Raw genomic sequence first — 17,376 nt, 5'->3', positions numbered from 1 at the left:
GGCATCCAGCGAAAAGGTTTTATCCATGACTCAAGTAACAGCCGACCAAGACGAGTTGCCAGGGGATCTGCTGCCGAAATCCCGTAAGTCCGCCGGGCACGTCATCGTCGATACGCTGGCCGCCCACGGCATCAAGCGGGCCCATGTGGTGCCGGGCGAGAGCTTCCTTGACGTCCTTGACGGACTTCACGGCTCGTCCATCGAAACCATCGTGTGCCGCCACGAGGGTGGGGCGACGTACATGGCCGAGGCTGACGGAAAGATGAACCAGCTGCCCGGCATTGCGATGGTTACCCGCGGGCCCGGCGCCGCCAATGCCCACGTAGGACTTCACACCGCGTGGCAGGACTCCACCCCCATGGTGCTGTTCGTGGGGTTGATTCCCTTCGCCCACCGGGACCGCGAGGCCTTCCAGGAGTTCGATATCAAGGCCTGGTTCGACACCGGTGCCAAGCGGGTGATGGTCCTGGACCACGCCGCGCGTGCCTCCGAAATCGTCGCCGAAGCCCTTTTCGCGGCGATGAGCGGGCGGCCCGGTCCCGTCGTCGTTGGCCTGCCCGAGGACGTCATCCGCCAGCAAATCCCGGCCGATATTCATCCCCCCATCCCTGTCGCTACAGGTGGCATGACTACTGTGGACGCAGCTGCTCTGGCCGGCGCCCTGGCCGCGTCAAGCAAGCCGTTGTTCGTCACGGGAGGCAACGACTGGACGCAAGAAGGGGCGGACCAGCTCACACGATGGCTGGAGAAGCACCACATTCCTGCAGCGGCCGAGTGGCGCACCGAGGGCACCATTCCGTTTGATTCCCCCTCCTACGTTGGCCCCATAGGTTATGGCCGTCCGCGGCCCACTTATGACCTGCTCGAAGAAACTGACCTGCTGGTTTTTGTGGGCACAGTCCCTGGCGACGTCATTACGGATGGATTCCTCTGCCGTCAGGACTGGTCAAAAAAGAACTTCCTGGTCACTATCGACCCGTCGCTTCGTGGCCGCTCGGGACCCGTCTCCTACCAAATTGTCGCCAAGCCGGATGTCTTCGTCCGCGACCTCGCGAAGATCGAGCTTCCCGTCAAAGATGAGTGGAAGAGTTGGACGGCAAAGATGCGTGCGGAGCAGGTTGCTTTCGCGGCCCTTCCCTCAGCGACGCCGTCCGTTGGTCCAGCCCGGATGGACACCCTGATGGCCAACCTCGTCCCCACCCTCCCGCATGACGCCATGATCACACTGGGCGCAGGCGAGCACACGAACTGGGCCCACCGCTACTTTCCCACCCAGCGCTACGCCTCGATGATCAGTGCCCGCAACGGCTCCATGGGCTACTCCGTCCCCTCCGCCATCGCAGCGTCCCTGGAATACCCGAGCAGGCGCGTGGTGACCATCGCCGGAGACGGCGAATTCCTCATGAACGGACAGGAGCTTGCCACCGCCGCCCAATACGGCGCCACTCCCCTGGTGGTCGTCATGGACAACCAGGAGTACGGGACTATCCGCACGCATCAAGAACGGCATTACCCCGATCGTGTTTCGGGCACCCAATTGAAAAACCCGGAGTTCGCGCTCATGGCACAGGCCTTTGGGGGTTTCGGCATCAAGGTGGAACGCGATGCTGACATTCCTGCCGCTATCACAGCGGCGCTGAGAGCCATCGACGAGGACCGCGTCTTCGCGCTCATCCATCTGGTGGTTGAGCAGCGGGTCAAAGCCTACTAGCCCTCCCCACCAGCCCCGGGACTGCACCGGTGGTTGAGCCTGCCGAAACCCCTACAACTGTTAAGGACTTCCTTTATGACTGTTTCCACAATGTCCCCTGCCGTTTCACCCGAGCGTGAGGCCTCCCTTCTCGCGTCCGTGCCGACCGGCCTTTTGATTGGCGGGCAGTGGCGGGACGCGTCCGACGGCGGCACGTTCGACGTGCAGGATCCCGCCACCGGAGAGGTACTTGCCACCCTCGCCTCCGCTACCAGCGAGGACGCCATCGCCGCCCTGGACGCCGCCGATGCTGCGCAGGCGTCCTGGGCGCGGACAGCACCGAGGGTGCGGGCCGAGATCCTGCGCCGGGCCTTTGACCTGCTTACCGAACGGGCCGAGGACTTCGCCCTGCTGATGACCCTGGAGATGGGCAAGCCGCTGGCCGAAGCTCGGGGCGAGGTCACCTACGGTGCGGAGTTCCTGCGTTGGTTCTCCGAGGAAACCGTTCGCGACTACGGCCGCTACCTCACCACCCCCGAAGGCAAAAACAAGATCCTCGTCCAGCACAAACCCGTCGGACCCTGCCTGCTCATCACCCCCTGGAACTTCCCCCTGGCGATGGCCACCCGCAAAGTAGCCCCCGCAGTCGCCGCCGGCTGCACCATGGTCCTCAAACCCGCCAAGCTCACCCCGCTGACGGCGCAGTACTTTGCGCAGACCATGCTCGACGCCGGCCTGCCCGCCGGCGTCCTGAACGTCGTCGCCTCCTCCTCCGCCTCCGGGATCTCAGGGCCGCTGCTGAAGGACTCCCGCCTCCGGAAGGTCTCCTTCACCGGCTCCACCCCCGTGGGCAAACGCCTCATGGCAGACGCCGCCCAGAACGTGCTCCGGACTTCCATGGAACTCGGCGGGAACGCCCCCTTCATCGTCTTTGAAGACGCCGACCTGGACTCCGCCGTCGAAGGGGCGATGGCAGCGAAGATGCGGAACATGGGCGAAGCCTGCACGGCCGCCAACCGCTTCCTCGTCCATGAAAACATCGCCGCCGAGTTCACGCAGAAGTTCGCCGCCGCCATGGGCGCCCTGGCTACCGGGCGCGGCACCGAACCCGCCACGCAGGTCGGCCCGCTCATCGATGCCGGAGCAAGGGAGGACGTGCACGCCCTGGTAAGAGCCGCCGTCGACGCCGGAGCGGTAGCCGTCACCGGCGGCGCACCCGTGGACGGACCGGGATACTTCTACCAACCCACCGTCCTCGGTAATGTCCCTAACGACGCCGCCATCCTTGGCCAGGAAATCTTCGGGCCCGTTGCCCCCGTTACCACCTTCAAAACCGAGGAAGAAGCCATCCGGCTCGCCAACGCCTCCGAATACGGCCTCGCTTCCTACCTCTACAGCCGCGACTTCAACCGCCTCCTCCGGCTGGCGGAACAGATCGAGTTCGGCATGGTCGGGTTCAACGCCGGCATCATCTCCAACGCGGCAGCCCCCTTCGGTGGCGTCAAACAGTCCGGCCTCGGCCGCGAAGGCGGCTCAGAAGGCATCGCCGAATACACCACCACGCAGTACATCGGCATCGCCGACCCCTACGCGAACTAACCGCGGATAACAGCCAAAAGCGCCGGCCGGCCCGTAAGTGGGGCCGGCCGGCGCTTTGGCTGTTGGCTCAGGAAAGGAACGCGGGCCGCTGCAGGTTCAGGGCTACCGGGAGAATTCCGTCGGAGGGCTGTCGATCCAGTCGAGGTAGATCGGGTCCTCAGGATGCCAGGCTCCCCAGTGCGAGACCCGAGGGACATTCACGACATCCCAGTCCGAGTTGACGGGCCGGACGTCGATCCAGTCCCAGATGCAGGTGCGGTGCAGGATCTTCCACACGCCGTCGCGCTTCTCGCACAAGTCGCGGTAGCGGCCAGCCTGGAACATGGTTACCTCAGGGTCCTTAAACGGGACCACGCAGATGAACATGCTCTCGCGCTTGGCACGATTCCCGTCGATCTCGGACAGCACGTTGGAAATGTGGTGGCTGCAGCTGTGGATCTTATCGTGCCAGGTCATGGCGGCATCGGCCCACCCATGGCCGTCTCCGACGTAGCTGCCGTGATCATCGAATGAATCAGGCCAGTACGTGGATTTCATCAACTCGCGGTCGTGCCGGTCGGCGCCCCTCGCATACAGCATCAGGTTGTCGTGGAGGGCTTGCTTGTCATACAGCTCAGTCAGTTGAGCATCTGTGAGAGACATGTATCCAGACTTTCTGTTCCAAACGCCAGGCAGCATCTTTGCCGCCCTCGTTAGAAACAACGCTAAAAGCAGGCGTTGCTGGACGGGTAGCTTCTTAGGCGCCATGCAGTTAGGAAACTGCGTCAGGCGCCGGCTGCCGGGATGGCCGCCACCGGCACCGGTAAGGACCCGCATGCGCCGCTGGCCTTAATGCCGCCGTCATAGGCATGCCATTAAGGCCAGCAGGCGTGGGATGGTTTCTAAAAGGTGCGCGCAGCAACCCGCACCGGTTCAGCCCGCTGCAGTGCCTCGCTCAGACGCTCAGCCGGTAAGGGCGCGGCCGCAGATTCGAGCAGAAGCTCGTCCGGGGTCGAGGGATCGGCCACGTACAGCCTGGTGTAGGCGGTGGTTTCGGGCTCGAAGCGCCAGCTCTCAGCCAGCGTGCCGGCGTCCACAGTGTCAAAGCCCAGCTGCTCGATGAGCCTTGATACCTTGGCCTTGGCAGAGGCGTCATCGCCCGCCACCGGCAACGCGGTGCGATCAGGTGCACCGACGGGGCGCGCCAGCAGGGGGATGTGGTGGGCCAGGATGTTACTGAAGGACTTCGTCAGCCCGGCTCCTTGGAAGTGCCGGTGGACGAGCTCGCTCGTAGTCATCCTTTCCTCGTCAAGCTCCGTAACCCTTCCATCCCGGAACGGGTAGTAGTTGGTGGTGTCGAGTACAGCCTTCCCTTCCAGCAGGGAAGCTGGAATGGCAGTGTGCGCCGTTAGCGGCACGGACAACACAACCACTTCTCCGGCCTCTGCCGCCTGCTCGATGGTGCCGGCGGAAGCCAGGGGCCCCAACTCTGAGACAAGGCTGGCAAGAGTCTCCGGGCCGCGGGAATTGGAAAGCACTACAGGGACGCCGGCGCTCACGGCCAGACGTGCGATGGCAGCACCAATGTTTCCGCTGCCAATGATTCCAAGGGTGGGCATAGTTGTTTCCTCAGTTGAGAGTCGTGGGATGGGCGGGCACCTGCTCGGTGCGGCCCGTTGGTGTGGCACGCACTGGATCGGTGGGCCTGGGCTTAAACGTATCCTATGTTCGCATTGACGTAAACATAAGACGGAATGCCGATAGGATGGGCGCATGGCCAGCCGAAACTCCACCCCCCTGACCCACCCCGACGTCAGCGAAATCGATTTGTTCCGGCTGATGGCGGCCATGACAGACCCGGTACGGCTGGGAATCGTCATGCAACTGGCTGACAGCAGCGAGGACATCCCGTGCACTGACTTTGCCTTGCCGGTAACAAAGTCCGCCGGGACGCGCCACTTTCGGGTACTGCGGGAGGCCGGCGTGATCAAACAGCAAGACGTCGGTGTCCGCCGCATGAGCCGGCTACGCAGCGATGACCTGGATACCCGGTTCCCCGGCCTGCTGAACCTGATCCTCCAGGAGGCTGCCCACTTCAACCACGGAGATCGTCAAGCCTCCTGACATGTTGCGGCACCCAGGATCCAGCCCGGGGACGCCCCGGACTCAGGTGACGGAACGGTACGCGGGACATGGCCGGTCGCGTCGAGGACGTTGTCCAGCCAGTCCACGCGGTTAGCGAATCGCTTCGTCTTGTGCGGAGCGGTCCACCGGTAGGCGTCGTTTTCCCAATTGATCTTCAGCCGGCGTCGGGACGTCAAGGCGGTGAAGGTATGGATGAGCCACGGATTGCCCAAGCCGTCAGCCACCACTAAGTTCGGTCCCGGCAGGAGTCCCAGGAGGTCTTTGGGTTGCAGACCTGCTTCTTCAAACAACTCCTCAAGGGTTTGCTGTTCAGGCGTCGCCCCGGCTTCCATGAAACCGGTAATGCAGTGCCATAGGCCACTATCGTGGCCAAGATTTCCACTTCTTCTGAATAGGGCAATCTTGTCCCGCCACTGGATGACCGCCGCTATCACGGTACGGTCCGCAGGGATGCCATGCTCAGCGCGCGAGGGAAACCTCCCGCCGGGCTCCGCATCAACGACGCTCATAGTGTCCTTCCAACGCACACCAACCGCTCAATCTCCTACACAACGTCGACCGACTGGGCGTTGACAAGCTCGCGGAACTTGGCGCCGTGCCAAATGAGCGGCTCGTTTTCGCCGACGCCGAGCTTCTTGACTTCGAGCAGGACCATCCAGTGGTCACCGGCCTCCGAAACCTCGTGGATTGAGCACTCAAGCCACAGTGCAGCGTCCTCTATGAACACAGCCCCGTCCTCGCCGATTTCGATAGCGACCTGTTCAAAGCGGGTAGCGCGTTCCTTGCCCGCGAGCTTACGGGTCAGGTGTCCCTGGCCCTTGCCAAAGATCGAGACACCGAGTGTGGCGGCGTCCTGGATCTGTTGCCATGTCTCCGACGATTTCTGGACAGCGACCGCGACGAGGCACGGTTCGAGCGACACTCCCACCATGAACGACGACGCGACGAGCGCGTGCTTCTCGCCACCTGCCTCCACGGCGAGCACCACCACGCCCGACGGAAACTGTGCGAATGTGCTTCGCACAACCATGGGGTCGGCGCCGAATTCACTTACTTTGGGACGAGTCATAAATTTTTGGGTCATCAGTTCCCTTCCTCTCGCCGCCGCTCGATGGGGTGTGATCGCCCGGCCACCACACCCCAATCGAATACGACAAGGCAGTTATGCGGCGGTCTGTCCACCGTCGATGGGGAGTGCCACGCCCGTAATGAACGAAGACTGCCCGCTGGCAAGGAAAAGAACCGCGTCCGCGATTTCTTCTGCGGTACCGACGCGACGCAGCGGCACCATATTGATCAGATAGTCGGCTGCCGCGGGGTTTTCCGCGAGGGCTTCTTCCATCATTGGCGTCCGAATCGGGCCGGGGCAGATGGAGTTGGCGCGGATATTCTGCTCGGCATACTCAAGGGCGATAGTGCGTGTCAGCCCGAGGAGGCCAGTCTTGGCTGCACTGTAACTGCCGTACAGAGGCGTTCCCATCAGGGCAGCGGCCGAGGCCACGTTGACTATCGATCCGCCGCCGCGCTCCACCATGGCGGGAATGGCATACTTCATCGTGAGGAAAGCGCCCCGGAGATTTACATTGATCATCTTGTCGAAGTCAGACTCCAGCGCCTCATGATGCTGCACCATTGGAGCATTTGCCCCAGCAATGTTGCAAAGAATATCCAGTCCGCCAAATTCGCTGATGGCCAGGTCCACCATGGCCTTTGCGTCTGCCGCCTTTGAGATGTCAGCTTGGATCGGCACCGTGCGATCTCCGAGCTCCACGGCCGTCTTTTCCTGGGCCCCGGAGAAGTCCGCCAACACGATGTTTGCGCCGTGCTGATGAAACAGGCGGGCAGTTGCCAACCCCATGCCTGAGCCGGCACCGGTGATAATGGCGGTCTTGCCTTCGAGTAAGTTGCTCATTGTCATTCCTTAATATCCGTGTAGTTTTTGGGTAGTCGCGGCCTTGGCGCCGGCGGCCGGATGTGGGTTTTGAACTGGGAAAGCTCACCGGATCACCTTCGATGTCAGTGCGTCGGCTTTCTCTGCTGATTCCGCCCACAATCAACGCTAAGAGCGGGTGGGGCTGCACCGGCATGGCCATCAACGCCAATAAGGAAGGAAACTGCGCCAAAGTACTTCCTTCATGAAAGCGAGCCATGTGCCCTTGCGCTGCGCCTCTGCGAACATTCACAAAAACAAGAAGGCTCCCCGGAAGCCTGAACTGGGTGACCAGTCCGGCTTGCGGAGAGCCCCTTGGTTGCCTATCTACTTCGCCGCGAGGACCGCGTCAAGGCTCCGGCTTTCGTTCGCGCTTTGTCCTGAACTGCCAGGTGCAAAATCCTTCGTAAACACGAAGCCACGGTAGTCGTCGGAGACGATTTCTTCGACCTTCTTGACGTACTTGTCGAAGCCACCGGCATACGGAATGAAATAGCGCGAGCCGTCGTATTTGTTGACGTGGACCATATAGTTGTCCACGGCACGGCGCAAGAGCGGCGCCGCGATCTCGTTGCAGTGGTCGCCCCACTCCCGCTCTGCCTCAAGGCTGGCCTCAATGCGGACGGCGCCCTTCTTTTCGGCGTGCGCAATGATATCCCCCACAAAGTCAACGTGTTGGTTGTTCCCCACGAAGAAGTTTGCGAGGACACTCGGACTTTGCGCGCCGGTGAGCATAAACAGGTTCGGGAATCCATGCGTCATCACGCCCAAGTGGGTCTGCGGCTTATGCTTCCACCGGTCGCTCGGCTGCTGGCCGTGCTCATTGCGGACGTTGGCCTGGTCGAGGGCACCCGTAAAGGCCTCGAAGCCGAGTGCAAAGACGATCAGGTCAACCTCGTACTCATTGTCCCGGGTCTTAATCCCCGTCTTGGTGATGCGCTCGATCGGATCACTTCTCAAGTCCACGAGACTAACATTGCTTTGATTGAAGATCGGGTAGTACCCGGTATCAATGCAGAGCCGACGGATGCCGATCGGGTATGAGGTGGGCATCAGCTTCTCGGCGGTCTCGGGATCATCGATCATGTCTCGGATCTTGCCGCGCACGAACTCGGCGACGACGTTGTTGACATCGATATTCGTCCCCTGGTCCGAGAAAGTTCCGAGCAGCGTCTGGCCCCCGAAAGCCCATCTGGACTCGAGAATCTGCTGCTGCTGTTCTTCGGAGAAGTCCGAAGCCTTACCGGCGAAGCCCTGCATGACGTAGCCGACCGGGGAATTGTACGACTCGTCACGGAGTTGCAGAACTTTCTTATTGAGGCGGGCCTTCTTCCTCCTGTCCGCCGGCCCATTGTGGGCAGGGATCGAGTAGTTCGGGGTCCGCTGCAGGACGTAGAGCTGCGCGGCTGTCTTGGCCATCTCCGTGGCAGCCTGCACACCCGAAGATCCTGTCCCTATGAGGGCCACGCGCTTGCCGGCAATTTCAACGGGGGTTTGAGGCCAATGTGCGGTTTGATACCACTCCCCCTCGAAATCATCGAGTCCCGGGAAGTCCGGCTTCCGCGGCTTGGAGAGCTGTCCTGTCGCCATCACCAGATAGCGGGCCCAAACCGTCCGGCCGGTATTGGTCTTGATGAGGTACTTGTTCTCCTGGGGCTGCCAATCGGCGGACGTCACCCAGGTGCTCAGTGACAGGTTGCGGCGGACATCGAGGCGGTCCGCCACGTAGTTCAAGTACCGCAGGATTTCGGGTTGTGCGGCGTACCGCTCGCTCCAGTCCCATCCCGCGTAAAGCTCGGGATCAAACATAAAGGCGTAGCTGTGGCTCTCCAAGTCCACGCGGGCACCGGGGTAGGCGTTGTGATACCAGACGCCCCCGACGCCGTCTGCTCCTTCGAAGCCGTGTACGTCGTGTCCCAGGTCTGCGAACCGGTGGAGCGCGTAAATGCCCCCCATGCCCGCGCCGATCACAACGACCGAATATTCCTCAGTCTCACCCGCGGGGTTCTGGATGTGGTTGTTTGTCATGGCTTCGCTCCCTGGACGCGCGTCTTCACTGGTCACTGGCGTCACCACTCGTTGGATGGAGCAAGCCATCCTGGTTTCGTACTTTTGAAAAGCCCACCGGATCTCCTTTGATGTCAGTGCATCGGCAACTTCGCCGATCTTCGTTCACAAATAACGCTAAGAGCCGCCAGGTCATGACCGGCATAGCAATGGACGCCAATAAGGCGGGAAAAAGCGTCAGCTATTAACGCTTCGCCCGGATGTGGGTCAGCTGCTCCGGGTCTCGGCCAGCGAGACGACCGCTACGGCACTCGTGGTCTCCACGCCCAGCTGATTGATGGCCTTCACGGTGACTTCAGCACATGCTCCGTGGGACTCGTCCCGGAACACGCGGGTGACCTCGCCTCCGATCCACTGGGTGTCGCCGAAGACTCCGGGCTGCTTAATGCGCACCGAAAGCGACACGAGGTCCGCGTCGTCCCCCATCCAGTTGGTCACGCAGTGTGCCATCCACGAGACGCGCTGATTGCCGTTGTCGTATGCGCCGGGCATGCCAATCGCGTGCGCCATAGCAGCGTCCTGGTGCCCCAGACTCGGGAAGGGCTCGGAGAGGAAGTGCTCGGGACCGAGGTTCGTCGGCGCGCTTGGGTCCCCGTTCCGCACCCGCTCTTGTTGGCGCACGCGGGTCTCGACCCCGCGGTAGCCGGCGGTACCGATCGCTCCGGCATAGTACGCGGTCATGGTGATGAGGTCGAGTGGACCCTTGACGACCTGCGGTAGGACATCGCCGACGGACACCGTCTCCGCGAAGCGCGTGCGCCGGCCGCGGATCTCCTCAGCCAGGATCGCGGCCCGGATCTGTTCCTTTTCCTCGTCCGTGTAGACATGGGGGTCGCGCGGTTCGTGCATGCGCTGGCCCTCGGAACTTCGAGCCACGCACACGATCGTATTCCGGACGATCCCGACAAGTTCCTCTCCGACGAAGTAATCGGTGCGCCCCACCTGCTCCACCAGGCGACCAGAGCGGCGGCCCACGCGTTCCCGGACGTCTTCGACGAAGGCGCGGGCGCGGACCCGCTCGCCCAGGCGTATCGGCCGGCGGAAGTCGAGGTCGGCATCAAGGTGGATAGCCTGGATGCCCTCCGACATCCCCATCGCGACTTCGGCGTCGCACACGGAGTAGAGGAATGTGGGGGGTGCGATCCGGGTACCGTGACGCGTTGTCTGCGCGTACGAATCCGACAGCCACAGCGGGTTCTCGTCACCGATCCCCCATGCGTAGTGGCGGATTGAGTCGGTGCTGGCCTCCTCGTTCCATTGCACAACGACGGCTGACTCACCGATGAAGCTCTTCATGTAGGCCACGTCTTCATCGGTGATCTGCTTTGCAGGCACGCCGGTGGTGGCGGTGGTCATTGTGTTGGGCCTCCCGAAGTGGTGTGGACCGACACAACGGCGTCGACCACTGTGACGGTTGCTGTTGCCGGGTCCGCAAGGATCGGATTGAACTCGAACTCGTGGATGTTTCCTTGCTGTTCCGCCCAGGCAAGAATGTCCATCACAGTAGTGGTGAGCGCGTCGAGGGTCTTCCCGCCGGCTTCCCCGCGAAGGCTGGTGGCCACCACGCGCGCGTCAGAGATAGCTTGGCGGACCTCCGGCCGGGACACTGGCAGCGGAAGGATACTGATATCGTCAATCGCCTCAGTCATGCCTCCCCCCGCCCCGATGACGAGGACTGGACCGAACTCGGGATCGCGCCGGAGCCCCACGAGGACTTCGGTCTTCCCTGGGGCCATCGCCTGGACGGAGATCGTCGCGGCCTCCCCCTGGATGGATGTGAGCTGGGAGGCTGCCGCGCGGGCGCTGTCGGAGTCATTGACGCCGATGAAGACGCCTCCGGCGTCGGCCTTGTGAAGGATCTCGGCATCATCGATTTTGATCGCTACCGGGAAGCCGATTTCCTCGGCAGCCCGGACGACGCCGTCGACATCACGGACGGCACGGCTTGCCGGCACAGGAACGCCGGACTTGGCCAGGGATTCGGCCACCTCGCGCCAGGTCAGGTTGCACGTCCCGCCCGTTGTTACCGCCTTGAGCGCCGCCCCTACCAGCTCGCCGCGATTGGCACGGGTGCGTTGGACCTGCGCCCAGGAGGATGCGGCCGCGACGGCATCCAATGCCCGCCCGGCTGTGGGGAGAGACAGGACTCCCGCCTTGCGCAGGACTCCTGCCTGGGCAGCAGTGACCCGGTCGTCCTCGGACAGGGGGACCACCATGACACGTACTCCCGCCGGGATGGTCATAGCGGCGAGACCGGCCGCCAGCTCATCGAAGTCGTGCGCAAGCCGGGTCGCCGTCACGATGACCCATCCGCCGGACGTCGTGGCGAGAACCCGCTCAACGATGCGCAGGTAGTCAGCAGTTGTGGACTGTACTCCGACGTCGATGGGATTGCCGAGGTGATTGCTGCCCACCGCCTCGCCTATTGAGTGGAGCGCTTCCGGTTCAAGATCGCGGAACGTCAGGCCGCGGTCGTCGGCCAGGTCGTTCCAAAGCCCTACCTGGGCGCCGGAGGTGGTGACTACGGTCAACTCCTGGTCGCGGCCGGAGAGCCGCCCGTGGAAGACGTCGAAGGTCTCGGTCAGGTCAAGGAGCTGCTCCGGCGAGGTGCACACCATTCCGAAACGGTGGCGGAGGACGCTTAGAGCGACGCGGCCGCTGCCTGCGAGTTTGCCGGTATGGGACTGGGCGCTCATCGCGCCGCGGGTGGACCGGCCCAGCTTCAGGATGATGACCGGGATACCGCGATCCCCCGCAGCGGTTGCAGCGGCCTCGAGATCATCGTTTGCGCTGAAGCTCTCGACGATGCAGGTGAGGACATGCGTGTCCGGATCAGCGCCCAGCCACTGCGCCCAGTCGGTAAAGCCCGTCGAAATCTCGTTCCCGGAGCTGGCCCAGGCGCTCAATCCGCTGGCGCCGCGTGCGGCGAGGGACTGCATGAGCGCGTTTCCCAGTCCGCCGCTCTGGCTGAACATCGCCACGTGACCGGCCGGAATTGCGCCACGTTGCAGGACAGATGAGAAGGTTGCGGTCAGTGACCGGCCAACGTGCATGAAACCGATGCAGTTAGGGCCGATGAGTCGGGTGGTGCCCTTCGCCAATTCCGCACGGAGCAGCTCGTCGCGGTCATGCCGGCCGGTTTCACCGAAGCCGGCGGCGAACGCGACCGCGAAGGGGACGCCAAGCGCGACGCATTCGCGCAGATCCTCGATGACCCTGTCGGCGGGCCCCACGAGGACGGCGACGTCGGGCACCTCGGCGAGGTCGGAGAGCGTCTCCACCGTGGGTACACCGAGCACTTCCTTGTGCACGCTGCTGACCGCGTAGTACCGCCCCTCGAATCCGAGGCGGGATAGGTAATCGAGTGTCCGCCCTGAGGTCTTCCAGGGGTCCCGGGAGGGACCAACCACAGCTACACTCTCTGCCTTCAACGGGTTATCGATGCGCACGGGGCTCAAAACAGCCTTGCTCTCCAACATTTACATTCCTCCAGTCCGTCGCACGGTCGCCGGCCTTCGGGTAGCCGGAATTTCTATTGCCTCGACCACCACGCCGAGATCACGGTCGGTGTCAAAGTAGGCGAATCCGCCATCGCCGCCCTGGCCATAGCCGCGCGCTGTTTGGGTAACCCGGTAGCCGGCTCCCTCCATAAGCGCGATCGCCGCATCCAGGTTGTCCACGAATACACCCAGGTGGTGGAGGCCGGTGCGGCCCTGCTCGGTGAACTCGTGGTAGATGCTTGGGCCGGCCAAGGGCTGGATGAGTTCGATCTGCGGATTGGAACCGCCCATGGCGAGGCGCATTGCGAAAGCACCTTCCTCGGCGCCAAAGCGCGACCAGGGCATGAACTCCTGGTCGTAGTGGTAACAATTCCACTCTTCGATGCCGAAGGCGCGTCCGTACAAGTCGATGGCCTCGTCGAGGTCCGACACGAGGATCCCCACCTGTCCCACGCTTCCGATTGGAACAGGACCTGCGGAATGGACCTCCGGGAGGCCTCCAAGGTCCTTCGCGGTGCCGGGCGTGGCACCGTTGCCACCATCCCCGAACTCTCTCTTTGTGATAGTTGCTTTCATAATGTAATAACTACGCTACCCTTCTGGCTGCTGTCAACGGATAAACTGCTGCCCCTGCGGGCAGGGACCCTTGTCGTGGCCTTGTGGCCCTTCTTTCGCCATGTGCGTATGATTTCCGCATGGCAAGTACAGCTAAGACAGCCGCTAAAACGTCCACCGACACCGAAGCACCGAAGGACTTGGTCCAGTCGGTTGCCCGTGCGCTCAACATTGTTGATGTCGTTGCGGCGTCGAAGGAGCCGATGCGGGCTCAGTCGATCGCGAGCGCAGTCAACCTGCACATCGCGACGACGTCACATTTGCTGGCGACACTCGTACATGCCGGTTACCTGGAACGTAACGAGCGCACCTACAAGCTCGCTGCCGGGAAAATTCTGGATCTAAGTTCGCGGGTGGAAGAGGACTGGCGTCCCTCTCCGCTGGCACTCCGTCTCCTGAAAATGGTGGTTGAAGCGACTGGCGAAAGCGCCTACTTGTCCGCATGGCAGGGAGGCACCGTCACCGTGGTTGCCGTGGAGGAAGGCAGCCACGCCGTCAGGGTGGCCGACCTGCGGGTCGGTGTTTCCGGCGACATCCATGCACGCGCCTCCGGGAAGGCACTCCTCGCCTTCGGTCCGGATTCACAACTGGAACGGGTCCGCTCCGTCGATGGTGAACTCACCAGACGAACCGAACACACGATCACCACCCTTCCTGAATTCCTGGCCGATCTTGAGTTGACCAGGTCACGTGGTTACGCACTGGACCACCAGGAATACGTCCTAGGCGTCTGTGGCATGGCAGTTCCAATCTTCGAAGGATCGCAGCGCCCCCGCACCGCATTGTCGATTACGGTCCCGCTTCATCGCTTTACCAACGAGGAGCACTTCCAGCAGTGCCTCGATGCCCTGATGGAAGCCCGCCGCCTGGACGACGAAGAAGGCGACTCACCCCAGCCCTAGTACGTCAAGTTCCAGTACGGGCCCCTCCTCCGCACAAACGTTCAAGGATGTCCGGGGCCCGTCCTCCAAGCGGGGGAAATCCGACGTGGCAAGGTAGGCGCACAAACGCATGCCTTTCGCCACGCGAACCGAAGTGGAACTCAAATCCACGCTGATTGACTCCGCGTTTCCATCGCCCGTCCTGCTGTACGACGATCCCTCGCACAGCAACTCAGGGGCACCTGTACTGTCGAGCGTTGCCAGCTTGACGACGACCGGTGTCGGGCCAACTGCGGTCACCGTGAACCGGCAAATAACAGTGCCCATGATTTCGATATCGTCATCCAATGGCTCCGAAACGAAGGCGTGCACGTCCTTATGGGCATGCAATGCCTCCAAAAAGCGCGGACCTGAGTTCGCACCCACTTTGTAGCCGGGGAAAAATGTCCGCCCTCCGATCGTCGGGACGGGGGAATCCACTGACGACGCCGTCAGGGCAGCCATGATGGCCGTGGGATCCTCTGCGTTGCTGGGGCGCAGTCGAAGTTGCACCCGCTCGGCGCCCTCAGGCGGCCAGTTTGAGAAGCACCGCCATTCATCAGCTCCCATGGAGAAAACAGTCACAGGATGCTTAGAGTGGTTGCGGCCATCACGCACTTCCTCCAGCCAACCAAGTTGGAGCGACGTCGGGTCAAGGCTGTCGAACGAAGATGCCGGCCCGAACGAGCGGGCCGGGAACCAGCCGCCCATCAGGCCATGCGCCCAAGGTCCTATCAGGAGTCGATCATGGGCGTTCCTCGTGCCGGCGGCCTCCCGGCGGACAAAACTGGCTACCGTTCCCGGAAGGAAAATGTCGAACCATCCTCCGATGACGAAAGCTGGCACTTCAACCCGCCCGGCCAGCTCGGGATCCACCAGGGAACGGCTTCTATCCCGCCAGTCCTGCAGATAGGGCGCGAAATCACCGGCCTCCTCGAGCAGTTGGTGGAAGGTGCGGATGCGCCCCTCTGCAACGTTCCGCTCCAAGGCTGCGATCCGCGGCCGGCTTTCCTCATCGATTCCGCTGCTCGCCAGGAGAACTGATACCCAGTGTGCAAGGAATCCCAACACGACGTTGTCATCCTCATAAAGCCAGCCGGAATGGACGTCGTCAGCGGTCACAGCGGGAACGATGCCAATGAGGCCTTCAGGGTTTCTGGCTGCCGCCAACCATTGGCTGAGACCTACGTACGAGCCGCCCACCATACCCACGTTGCCGTCGGACCATGACTGTTCACGTACCCATTGGATAGTGTCCACACCATCGTCGGCTTCATTCACAAAAGGCACGAACTGGCCTTCGCTCCGGAACCGTCCCCGTACGTCCTGAACCACCACCACCCATCCGCACTCCACGGCGCGCAAAACGTTAATCCACGTGTTGGCATGTGCTGGGTCATCTTTGCAGTAAGGCGTCCGTATCAGCACTGTGGAGCGGGGTTCCCCCTCACTTGGCCGATACACATCTCCGGAGAGAGTAACGCCGTCGCGCATTTTGATAGGGACGTGCTTTTCAACTATGAGCTTCATGGCAACCTTCGCTGTGTTGCTTCCACATCGGCTGTGATGCTCACCCGGCGGTTTGGACCATGTCGAGGCGCGGGTAGTGGTCAAGCAGTTCCGCACCGTTGGCCGTGACGACAACGAGGTTCTCGAGACGTACACCTCCCACCCGGTGCTCCCCTTCGATCCCTTCGATGGCAATGACCATGCCTTCTTTGATCTCCTCAGGATGGGCAAGTGACCACGAGCGCGTGATAGTCGGCGGGTTGTAGTGGATTGCCCGCGATCCTGCGTTGACGAGGCCGATCCCGTGTCCGAGTTCGATGCTGAAGCATTCCGCCTCGGACGGAAAGCCGAGGTCCTCCGCGGGTGCAAGCACGGCGGCCACGTCAGCCGTGCTGGCGCCTGGTTTCATGAGCGACATGGCCAGATCCAGGCGGTCCGTCAGCTTTGTGTAGGAGGAGCGCTCGGCTGAGGTGGGAGCGCGGCCGACGACGTACTGGCGGTAGAGGCACGCCGTGTACCCCATGTAGGAAGTTCCGCAGGTGAGCAGGTACGCGAGATCGCCATGCTCAACGATGCGGTCTCCGCCGCTGATCCCCCGGGGGAATGACAGCGGACCGGAGAGCAGACGGGCAGCTCCCACTTCCGCGCCGGCATCTTCGATGGCGCGGCGGGCCATCAAGGCAATCTGGGCCTGCTTGGTTCCGGGCCGCAACGCGGCCCGTGTCGCCTCGAAGCCTGCAGTGCTCAAGCTCGCGGCCATCGAGATACAGGAAATTTCGTCAGCTGTCTTGATCGTTGAGCATTCGAGCAACAGCGGGAGCCCGGGGATCGTCTCGATTCCGGCATCGGCCAGCGCATTCATGCCTGGCTCATCGATTTCGCTGACTGCGAGACGCTCGCCCGCGAGGGAACGTGCGGCGAGCTCATCGCGAATCTGTGCCGCGAAAACAGCTGACAGTTCGGCAATGGCAGAACTGGGCGCCACACCGCCAAGCCAGGAGATGGCTGGGCGCCAGTGCTTAATCCAGGGAGCCTGGTCGGGCATTTGCTGGAGTGATCCCGCCGGCGCGAACACGATTGGTTCGTCGTCTGCGAAGAACAGTGCGTAGCCGACCTGGAGCGAGAATTCCCCCCACCAAAAACCCGTCAGATAACGCACATTGTCCGCTCCAGTGAGCAGCAGCGCCGGTATGCCCTTCGAACGCATCAGTGCCCGCATACGGTCAGCGCGTTCACGGCGCATCCGGTCGAGATCAACGCCTACGTGCAGTTCTGTACGCGCCGGTCCGAAGTGCAATTTCTGGTGGTTTTCGGGCATCGTTGCCTTGGCCTTTCATTTTTTGTGCTGAACGGTGGTCCCGCGGCTATCGAGGCGTCGTCCGCGGCGATGCGGTCGGGCCTTCCGGGAGCCACGGGCGTCCC

15 protein-coding genes are annotated in these 17,376 nt (G+C 62.4%); 4 read left to right on the top strand and 11 right to left on the bottom strand.

What is annotated here, in order from left to right; translation table 11 throughout:
- Nucleotides 1–25: 25 nt before the first annotated feature.
- Together AC3A4Z_RS01130 and AC3A4Z_RS01125 are read left to right on the top strand one after the other, a co-directional pair.
- Nucleotides 26–1,711, top strand: a complete 1,686-nt coding sequence (locus AC3A4Z_RS01130; RefSeq protein ID WP_498709476.1) for a thiamine pyrophosphate-dependent enzyme — start codon at nucleotides 26–28, stop codon at nucleotides 1,709–1,711.
- 75 nt (nucleotides 1,712–1,786) lie between these two features.
- Nucleotides 1,787–3,289 (top strand): NAD-dependent succinate-semialdehyde dehydrogenase, encoded by a 1,503-nt coding sequence (locus AC3A4Z_RS01125; RefSeq protein ID WP_498709474.1) that lies wholly within the window; start codon nucleotides 1,787–1,789, stop codon nucleotides 3,287–3,289.
- Nucleotides 3,290–3,391: 102 nt separating this feature from the next.
- On the opposite strand, the gene AC3A4Z_RS01120 is transcribed toward AC3A4Z_RS01125, so the two are convergent.
- Nucleotides 3,392–3,931: a nuclear transport factor 2 family protein gene (locus tag AC3A4Z_RS01120; RefSeq protein ID WP_498709473.1), complete on the bottom strand. Its 540-nt coding sequence runs from the start codon at nucleotides 3,929–3,931 to the stop codon at nucleotides 3,392–3,394.
- 239 nt (nucleotides 3,932–4,170) lie between these two features.
- The gene (locus AC3A4Z_RS01115) at nucleotides 4,171–5,043 is read right to left on the bottom strand and encodes an NADPH-dependent F420 reductase (protein ID WP_498709472.1); all 873 of its coding nucleotides are present in this window, start codon (nucleotides 5,041–5,043) and stop codon (nucleotides 4,171–4,173) included.
- Here AC3A4Z_RS01115 and AC3A4Z_RS01110 point away from each other — a divergent pair.
- Complete coding sequence (locus tag AC3A4Z_RS01110) at nucleotides 5,042–5,392, top strand: ArsR/SmtB family transcription factor (RefSeq protein WP_498709471.1); 351 nt, start codon at nucleotides 5,042–5,044, stop codon at nucleotides 5,390–5,392. The two genes, AC3A4Z_RS01115 and AC3A4Z_RS01110, sit on opposite strands and share 2 nt — an antisense overlap.
- Here the strand turns inward: AC3A4Z_RS01110 and AC3A4Z_RS01105 are convergent.
- From AC3A4Z_RS01105 to AC3A4Z_RS01075, 7 genes are all read right to left on the bottom strand, one after another.
- The gene (locus AC3A4Z_RS01105) at nucleotides 5,380–5,922 is read right to left on the bottom strand and encodes an NUDIX domain-containing protein (RefSeq protein ID WP_498709470.1); all 543 of its coding nucleotides are present in this window, start codon (nucleotides 5,920–5,922) and stop codon (nucleotides 5,380–5,382) included. The genes AC3A4Z_RS01110 and AC3A4Z_RS01105 overlap by 13 nt on opposite strands.
- Nucleotides 5,923–5,957: 35 nt before the next feature.
- Nucleotides 5,958–6,497: a flavin reductase family protein gene (locus AC3A4Z_RS01100; RefSeq protein WP_498709468.1), complete on the bottom strand. Its 540-nt coding sequence runs from the start codon at nucleotides 6,495–6,497 to the stop codon at nucleotides 5,958–5,960.
- Between the two features lie 78 nt (nucleotides 6,498–6,575).
- Nucleotides 6,576–7,325: an SDR family NAD(P)-dependent oxidoreductase gene (locus AC3A4Z_RS01095; RefSeq protein WP_498709467.1), complete on the bottom strand. Its 750-nt coding sequence runs from the start codon at nucleotides 7,323–7,325 to the stop codon at nucleotides 6,576–6,578.
- A 345-nt stretch (nucleotides 7,326–7,670) separates the two neighbouring features.
- Nucleotides 7,671–9,371 carry a flavin-containing monooxygenase gene (locus AC3A4Z_RS01090; RefSeq protein ID WP_498709465.1) on the bottom strand — a complete coding sequence of 567 codons (1,701 nt, stop codon included), beginning with the start codon at nucleotides 9,369–9,371 and terminating at the stop codon, nucleotides 7,671–7,673.
- A 246-nt stretch (nucleotides 9,372–9,617) separates the two neighbouring features.
- The gene (locus tag AC3A4Z_RS01085) at nucleotides 9,618–10,745 is read right to left on the bottom strand and encodes an FAS1-like dehydratase domain-containing protein (RefSeq protein ID WP_498709463.1); all 1,128 of its coding nucleotides are present in this window, start codon (nucleotides 10,743–10,745) and stop codon (nucleotides 9,618–9,620) included.
- 17 nt (nucleotides 10,746–10,762) lie between these two features.
- Nucleotides 10,763–12,889 (bottom strand): acetate--CoA ligase family protein, encoded by a 2,127-nt coding sequence (locus tag AC3A4Z_RS01080; RefSeq protein ID WP_498709461.1) that lies wholly within the window; start codon nucleotides 12,887–12,889, stop codon nucleotides 10,763–10,765.
- A complete protein-coding gene (locus AC3A4Z_RS01075) occupies nucleotides 12,890–13,486 on the bottom strand; it encodes a VOC family protein (RefSeq protein ID WP_498709460.1) in 597 nt (198 codons plus the stop codon).
- A gap of 119 nt (nucleotides 13,487–13,605) precedes the next feature.
- On the opposite strand from AC3A4Z_RS01075, the gene AC3A4Z_RS01070 reads away from it, so the two are divergent.
- A complete protein-coding gene (locus AC3A4Z_RS01070) occupies nucleotides 13,606–14,427 on the top strand; it encodes an IclR family transcriptional regulator (protein WP_498709458.1) in 822 nt (273 codons plus the stop codon).
- Here the strand turns inward: AC3A4Z_RS01070 and AC3A4Z_RS01065 are convergent.
- A complete protein-coding gene (locus tag AC3A4Z_RS01065) occupies nucleotides 14,413–15,975 on the bottom strand; it encodes a CocE/NonD family hydrolase (protein WP_498709456.1) in 1,563 nt (520 codons plus the stop codon). The genes AC3A4Z_RS01070 and AC3A4Z_RS01065 overlap by 15 nt on opposite strands.
- Before the next feature lie 40 nt (nucleotides 15,976–16,015).
- Nucleotides 16,016–17,272, bottom strand: coding sequence for a M24 family metallopeptidase (locus AC3A4Z_RS01060; RefSeq protein WP_104997696.1), 1,257 nt, complete (start codon nucleotides 17,270–17,272; stop codon nucleotides 16,016–16,018).
- Nucleotides 17,273–17,376: the final 104 nt, after the last annotated feature.

This window comes from Arthrobacter sp. Soil_C_49 (assembly GCF_057656635.1).
Note: the sequence above shows the minus strand (reverse complement) of the source record. Positions and strands in the feature narration are given on the sequence as shown.

Excerpts from the sequence above, each read along its gene's own strand:
- AC3A4Z_RS01130 (WP_498709476.1), top strand. The coding sequence starts at position 26 with ATGACTCAAGTAACAGCCGACCAAGACGAGTTGCCAGGGGATCTGCTG.
- AC3A4Z_RS01125 (WP_498709474.1), top strand. The coding sequence starts at position 1,787 with ATGACTGTTTCCACAATGTCCCCTGCCGTTTCACCCGAGCGTGAGGCC.
- AC3A4Z_RS01120 (WP_498709473.1), bottom strand. The coding sequence starts at position 3,931 with ATGTCTCTCACAGATGCTCAACTGACTGAGCTGTATGACAAGCAAGCC.
- AC3A4Z_RS01110 (WP_498709471.1), top strand. The coding sequence starts at position 5,042 with ATGGCCAGCCGAAACTCCACCCCCCTGACCCACCCCGACGTCAGCGAA.
- AC3A4Z_RS01115 (WP_498709472.1), bottom strand. The coding sequence starts at position 5,043 with ATGCGCCCATCCTATCGGCATTCCGTCTTATGTTTACGTCAATGCGAA.
- AC3A4Z_RS01105 (WP_498709470.1), bottom strand. The coding sequence starts at position 5,922 with ATGAGCGTCGTTGATGCGGAGCCCGGCGGGAGGTTTCCCTCGCGCGCT.
- AC3A4Z_RS01100 (WP_498709468.1), bottom strand. The coding sequence starts at position 6,497 with ATGACCCAAAAATTTATGACTCGTCCCAAAGTAAGTGAATTCGGCGCC.
- AC3A4Z_RS01095 (WP_498709467.1), bottom strand. The coding sequence starts at position 7,325 with ATGAGCAACTTACTCGAAGGCAAGACCGCCATTATCACCGGTGCCGGC.
- AC3A4Z_RS01090 (WP_498709465.1), bottom strand. The coding sequence starts at position 9,371 with ATGACAAACAACCACATCCAGAACCCCGCGGGTGAGACTGAGGAATAT.
- AC3A4Z_RS01080 (WP_498709461.1), bottom strand. The coding sequence starts at position 12,889 with ATGTTGGAGAGCAAGGCTGTTTTGAGCCCCGTGCGCATCGATAACCCG.
- AC3A4Z_RS01075 (WP_498709460.1), bottom strand. The coding sequence starts at position 13,486 with ATGAAAGCAACTATCACAAAGAGAGAGTTCGGGGATGGTGGCAACGGT.
- AC3A4Z_RS01070 (WP_498709458.1), top strand. The coding sequence starts at position 13,606 with ATGGCAAGTACAGCTAAGACAGCCGCTAAAACGTCCACCGACACCGAA.
- AC3A4Z_RS01065 (WP_498709456.1), bottom strand. The coding sequence starts at position 15,975 with ATGAAGCTCATAGTTGAAAAGCACGTCCCTATCAAAATGCGCGACGGC.
- AC3A4Z_RS01060 (WP_104997696.1), bottom strand. The coding sequence starts at position 17,272 with ATGCCCGAAAACCACCAGAAATTGCACTTCGGACCGGCGCGTACAGAA.